General features: G+C 50.2%; 4 protein-coding genes and 1 pseudogene. All 5 read right to left on the reverse strand.

What is annotated here, in order from left to right:
• Positions 1 to 133: 133 nt before the first annotated feature.
• Positions 134 to 1,308, reverse strand: a pseudogene (locus T363_RS14830) (IS256 family transposase).
• Between the two features lie 882 nt (positions 1,309 to 2,190).
• The gene (locus tag T363_RS0114210) at positions 2,191 to 3,210 is read right to left on the reverse strand and encodes a Gfo/Idh/MocA family oxidoreductase (RefSeq protein WP_031477066.1); all 1,020 of its coding nucleotides are present in this window, start codon (positions 3,208 to 3,210) and stop codon (positions 2,191 to 2,193) included.
• 28 nt (positions 3,211 to 3,238) lie between these two features.
• Positions 3,239 to 4,249, reverse strand: coding sequence for a Gfo/Idh/MocA family oxidoreductase (locus tag T363_RS0114215; protein ID WP_031477068.1), 1,011 nt, complete (start codon positions 4,247 to 4,249; stop codon positions 3,239 to 3,241).
• 287 nt (positions 4,250 to 4,536) lie between these two features.
• Complete coding sequence (locus T363_RS0114225; RefSeq protein ID WP_031477069.1) at positions 4,537 to 5,562, reverse strand: LacI family DNA-binding transcriptional regulator; 1,026 nt, start codon at positions 5,560 to 5,562, stop codon at positions 4,537 to 4,539.
• Positions 5,563 to 5,759: 197 nt separating this feature from the next.
• On the reverse strand, positions 5,760 to 6,033 hold a 274-nt coding region (locus T363_RS0114235; RefSeq protein WP_031477070.1), incomplete at its 5' end, for an IS3 family transposase.

The following is a 6,033-nucleotide window of genomic DNA, read 5'->3' on the forward strand; positions in this document are numbered from 1 at the left end:
ATAGCCCAGTCGCCCTTGTTGCGGATAGTGTAGGTAGCAATGGCCCAGTAGGAGAGAATTTTATAATTTCTGTTGCTCGCCTTCGTGGGCCATGTCCAAAGATGTTCGCAAAAAGGGGTCCTATAATATGAAATCAAGCTGCCACGAGCAGCGTTGCCTCAATAGATTTTTGGCTAAGGTAAGCTCTGGAAACAGACCAGTCCTCAGCATATTCCATGAGATACGTTGCCACCGAGGGATGTAGGACGCCTCGTTTGGGAAGATTCCAACCGCACTAGTGCGTCTGCGGATCTCACGATTTAGACGTTCAATCATGTTGGAGGATGAGATCTTCCGGGCATCCAGTTTTGGAAATGCGTAGAAAGTCAGAGAATCCTCCAAGCCATTTTCAAGACACTGAACCGCCCTTGGAAAGCGTTTGGTATAGGCATCCATCACATCATAAGCTCGCTTTCTGGCCAGCGTTACAGTGGGAGCCAGCCAGATTTCCTTCAGCACAGCAGCAAAAGATTTCTTCTCTTTCTGCGGTACATAGACCAGAATATTCCGCATGAAGTGCACCTTGCAGCGCTGCCAGGTGGCTCCAGAGAAGGATTCCTTGATCGCCGTGACCAACCCGGAGGGAGCGTCTGAAATGACCAGCTTAGGCGTGGCAAGGCCACGATTCTTCAGGTTTTCAAAAACAGCACGCCATAGGAGCTTCTGGATTCCTCAGCCATGGGTTCAACGGTGATAATATCTCTGCGGCCAGTTTCATCCACACCGCACACAATAAGTACTGCCATGCTGACAATTCGGCCATCTATACGAACTTTTTCATACAGTGCATCCACCCAGAGAACGGGGTACACAGTATTCGAAAGAGGCCGATTACGAAACCTATCGACCTGCCTGTTGAGTCCAGAAGTCATCTCACTGACCTGACTTCTGGACAGGTTTTCGATGCCGAGACTCCGTGCCAGCTTCTCCATCTTCCGGGTGGATATGCCCTACGAACTACCTGAATGAGCGTAGCCTCGCCGCGCTTGCGCTACGTGACGAAGAACGGGATATAGCCGCCCTGCCGCACCTTGGGAAGCATGAGATACATCGTTCCCTTGCGGGCATCCAGACGGCGGGGAGGGTATCCACTGCGATAACCGTTTCTACTGACTGCTCGTTCACTCTTTTCTCCCCCCAGCGCTGATTCACCTCGGCTTCCATAAGCTGTGTGCAGAGCAATTCCAACATACTCAGCATGGGGTTTGGCTGCGTGACACATTGCAGTAGCAATTCCGTGAGATCTATGTTATTCGTTTTGGGAGCCATTCGGATCTTTCCTTTACATGATGATTGTGTGGTAACTATTGTTTTACAGGAGCCCTAGTGGCTTGTCTATTTCCTATGTACTTTTGCGAACATCATTGTACCCCATCTCTTCGTGCAGAGCATGAGAGCGATCATGTTTCACCGTTAGCGTATCGCCTCATTGAAATCTGCCAGTGCACCTTTCTCCCTCCTCTCAGGTAGACTTTCCGGTAGATTTTACCCGTCAAAACCCGTCACGGGCAGATACCAACCGGTAAGAAAAAGTTCTGTAAAAGTACGAAAAAGCAGGTAATAATGCACAATAAAACCATCCAATTTGTTCAAACAGCGATTTCAACTTCCCTCGGCTCCACCATCACAAAAAGCCCGTAAATACGGGCTTTTTGTGTTTTTTCTTTTTATTTCCCTTTTTCTGCCGCTTTTATACGTCATAAAATTAAAATTCAAAGCAATAATATAACGCTGTTTTTCAGACAAATGCAACACGAAAAAGGAAGCATATACCCTCTCAGCTTATCGAAAAGGATTTTGTCGATGGTTGTTAGCAATACGCACGGCAGTACGCATCAAACGCATTTGCAGCGCAAATACATAAAAAGCCAGAACACAAGGTGAATGAGCCGCAGGCCAAGAGAGGGTGATCTGAACCATGTGCCTGACTCACTCTCATTTTATCGCCACACAGCGGCAGAATGAGATCAAGATCCTACGGGCTTATACTTTTTCTTGTTCATATTTGGCGTAACCCAAACATAAATTGTCGGAAAAACGAAGTTTTTCGACCATCTCAAAGAGGTCACACGCCCATTTTCCCATTTCTTGTATGTATGGTAATCCGTTCTGGGCGCTGTCACCAACCGCACCACAATCGCACAGAATGCCTCAGTCTGCTACCTCCAGCAGATTACCGGTCTCAAAGGATTCTTTGCAGCGGTACGCCGCCTGCGACACCTTGGTGCCATCATAAACGGTAACACCCGGCTTACGCCCCTGATTGATGCAGTCGACAAATTCCTTTATCTCATTCACATAAGCCTGATGCCAACGGCTGAGGAAGTCCGGATAATACTCTTCGCGCGCACCATTCCCATCTACGATTTGCAGCAGGTTTTTGCGGCCGACATTTGCGATGCGCAGCGTGCCGTGCGTGCCAATGATTTCGGTTTCCACGTTGCAGCCCGCACCGTGTGTGCGGTTGGTAAACATGAAGCCCATAGCGCCATTTTCGCACTGCACGGCTGCAGCCGCATTATCCGCATCATTCAGCTCCCGGTACAGGTCAAATTCAAACACGCCGCCAAGCCCCCAAACCTTTTTGATATCGGAACCCGTGAACCAACGAATCAGGTCGATATCATGCACGCACATATCAAGGAACTGACCGCCTGAATGCGGTGCAAACTTAAGTGTCCCCTCGATTGTTGTGCGCGGATCCTGCGTATAGGAGCGAACCAAAACGACCTTGCCGATCTCGCCGTTTTCAATGCGGTGCTTGGCTTCCGCATAGGAATCATCAAAGCGGCGCATGAAGCCCAGCATAAACACCTTGTCCGGATGTGCTTCGACCGCCCGCTCGGCCTGCTTACACTTTTCAATCGTGGTATCCAGCGGCTTGTCGCAGAACACATGCTTACCCGCATCCAGCGCCAGCTTAATATGATCCGCATGGTACATAGACGGAGAAACGATCACGATCGCGTCCAATTCCGGATTTTTTACCATCTCCGTTACATCCGTATAAGTATACGGTACGTTCAGTTCCGCTGCAACCTCTTTCACGCGCACTGCGTCCACATCACACAGGGAGGTCAGCTCCGCACCAGGTACCAGATTGGCAATATTACAGGCATGCTCATAGCCGAGACGACCAAGACCGACCGATCCGATTTTAATTTTTTTCATCGCAAATACTCCTTTACTTTTCCATCTTTTAACGATACATTTCCGGTTTTTCTATCATATTGACCGGCTCCGGCTTGCCGGTTTTGCGGGACAGCATCACCGCATCCGCAGCAACGCAGGCAGCATAGCCATCCCAAGTGCTGGGTCCGGTCAGCCGATTATTCAAAACCGCCTGCGCCCACTGCTGGAACTCGATATCATAGGCTTCGATAAAGCGCTGCGACCAATCGGTCAAAATATCGAACGAGCATTTTGCACCGGTGCGGGTCACAACAGCCGCCGGATCCGGCAGGTTGACTATACCGTTTTCGCACACAACCTGACACTGGATATCATAGGCATACGCCCCATCGGTCTGCACCTCAATATCAATGCGCTGCCCGGACTGCGTGGTCAGCATAACCATCTGCGGATTGAGCCACTCGCCCCGTGTTGCCTTGCTTTGCCGGACAGGCAGCACCTGTGCAGTCGCATATTCATCATCCAGCAGCCAGCGTGAAATATCCAGCTCATGGATCGCAACACGGGTGATTGCATAATCGGTTTCAAATCCCGGTGCCTGCGATACATTGCGGTGCGCTGCATGGATCATCAGCGGATCTCCCAGCTTACCTTCGGCAATCCGTTGTTTCATGGCGGCATAACCGCGGTCAAAGCGCCGCATAAAGCCTACCTGTACCAGCCGCTTGCCGCAGGCCAACTCTGCCTGCATGATCTTTTCGCAGTCCGCTGCGGTCTGCGCCAGCGGCTTTTCACAGAACACGTACTTTTGATGCTTCAAACATTCCAGCACATAGCCTGCGTGCGAGGGGTCCGCAGAGGTGATCAGCACCGCATCAACTTCAGGTGCAGCAATCAACGCTTCACCAGTCGCATAGCACGTTATGCCATACTGTGCGGCAACCTTTTGTGCAGCCTCCGGTACAAAATCCGCAACCGCGACTACGTCGACCTCCGCTACCAAACCGACAAGACGGCGGATATGGTCGCGGCCGATCGCACCGCAGCCGATGACACCAACTCTTACTTTCTTTTCCATGGCAATCCATCCTTTCCTCTTTACAACGGCATCCTACCATTTCGGCTGCATTCCGTCAAACAATTTCAATTCACTATTCATATTAATTTAATATTATTTTTTGATGTTTTATGCTGTGTTTGCACAAAAAAGGACGATACTATTTGTATCGTCCTTTCATTTCCTGTCTACGCAGTAGGCATCGTGCAAAACTTCATATAAAAATAATATTCATATTGCCGATTTTATCAAATCGCTTTCGGATACCATCCGAATACACAGAATGGTTCACATCCAGCATACTGCGTTCAATTCCCACCCACGGTTCTGCGGTTCTGCACTGTTCCGCCTACACGCAACACCGTCGGCAGCAGGATGCGAGCCGGCAGATAGGTGCCGGATTCGATAAACTCGATCAGCTTACGTACAGCCGCCTCGGCCTGCGTCCGACAGCACACATCTACTGAAGTCAGGCGCGGTTCCATGATCTGTCCCATCGGATTGTAGTCCACACCGATCAGTGCTGCCTCTTCCGGCACGCGGATCCCCCTCTGCCGAAAGGTCTTCATCATCGTGATCGCCAGCAGATCATGCGCGCAAAAAAAGGCTTCCGGAAGGCTTTTGCCGCTGTCCAAATGCGCCCGGATACGCTTTTCATGATCCTCCTCGCCCCGGTCAGGCACCAGATCCAGCCACTCATCCGCCGGGCAGACCGTCAGTCCCGCGCGGCAGCAGGCTTGGCGAAAGGCAAAATACCGCTCTGAAAAAGCAATGCTGTGCAGCGGACTGCCCACAAATCCAATGCGGTGATACCCATTTTCCAACAGGAAATGCACCGCCTGATGGGCCGCAAGCTGGTTATCTTCAATAAATGTGCACACCGGGCATTCATAATACCGTGCCCCCACCGCTACCACCGGCAGGCTGCTCTGATACAGATTGCGGAATACCTCTTCCTTCATATCTCCCAGCAACAGGATCCCGCCGATCGAAGCCTGCGCCAGCCGTTCCCGTATTTCCGCAGGATCCCGCTGAAAATATTCGGCCTCCATCGCCAGCATGGTGTATCCATGCGCCGAAGCATAGCTGAGAAACAGCTGATAGAACTCCATATAAAAATACGAATCCTGCAAATGCATCCCGGTGGAGACCAGACACAGGTTGCGCCGTCCCGCCGGGCTTTTCAGCGGTTTATGATAGCCCAGCTCGCGCGCCGTGCGCACGATTTTTTCACGGGTCGCATCGCTGATATTGGACATACCGCGCAGCGCAAGCGATACGGTGTTAATGGAGACGCCGGTTTTTTCGGCAATTTGTTTTAATGTTACTTTCATATGACATCACACAAATTTATTTGTTTTATCATATTATAGATGATTTTTACAGGCAGCGCAATATCTGTTTCTGCCGGGCAGCGATAGCGCTGCATGCCGGTTCTAAAAAACCTCCCCGCAGCGCACCGCGCCGCAGGGAGATATAACCTTTATGCCTTTGATATGTACCCAGGATTCTGGACACATTAAAAATTGAATTAGGTGCACATGGATGCCTCTCTGAATTTTGCGGGAGGCATCCATTTTGTTTTCGCTTGGATTCTTTCGTTGTTGTAGTAATTTATGTAGGTGTCAACAGCCTTAGCAAACGTTTCAAAAGAGGAATACTCTTTTTCATGCCCGTAGAACATCTCGTTTTTCATCCGTCCAAAGAAGGTCTCCATGATGCAATTGTCGTAACAGTTACCCTTCCTTGACATGGATTGAATGATTTTGTGATCTTTAAGTGCCTGCCTGAAGTACACGTGCTGG

The sequence above is a fragment of the Agathobaculum desmolans ATCC 43058 genome, assembly GCF_000701665.1.
Classification (GTDB): domain Bacteria; phylum Bacillota; class Clostridia; order Oscillospirales; family Butyricicoccaceae; genus Agathobaculum; species Agathobaculum desmolans.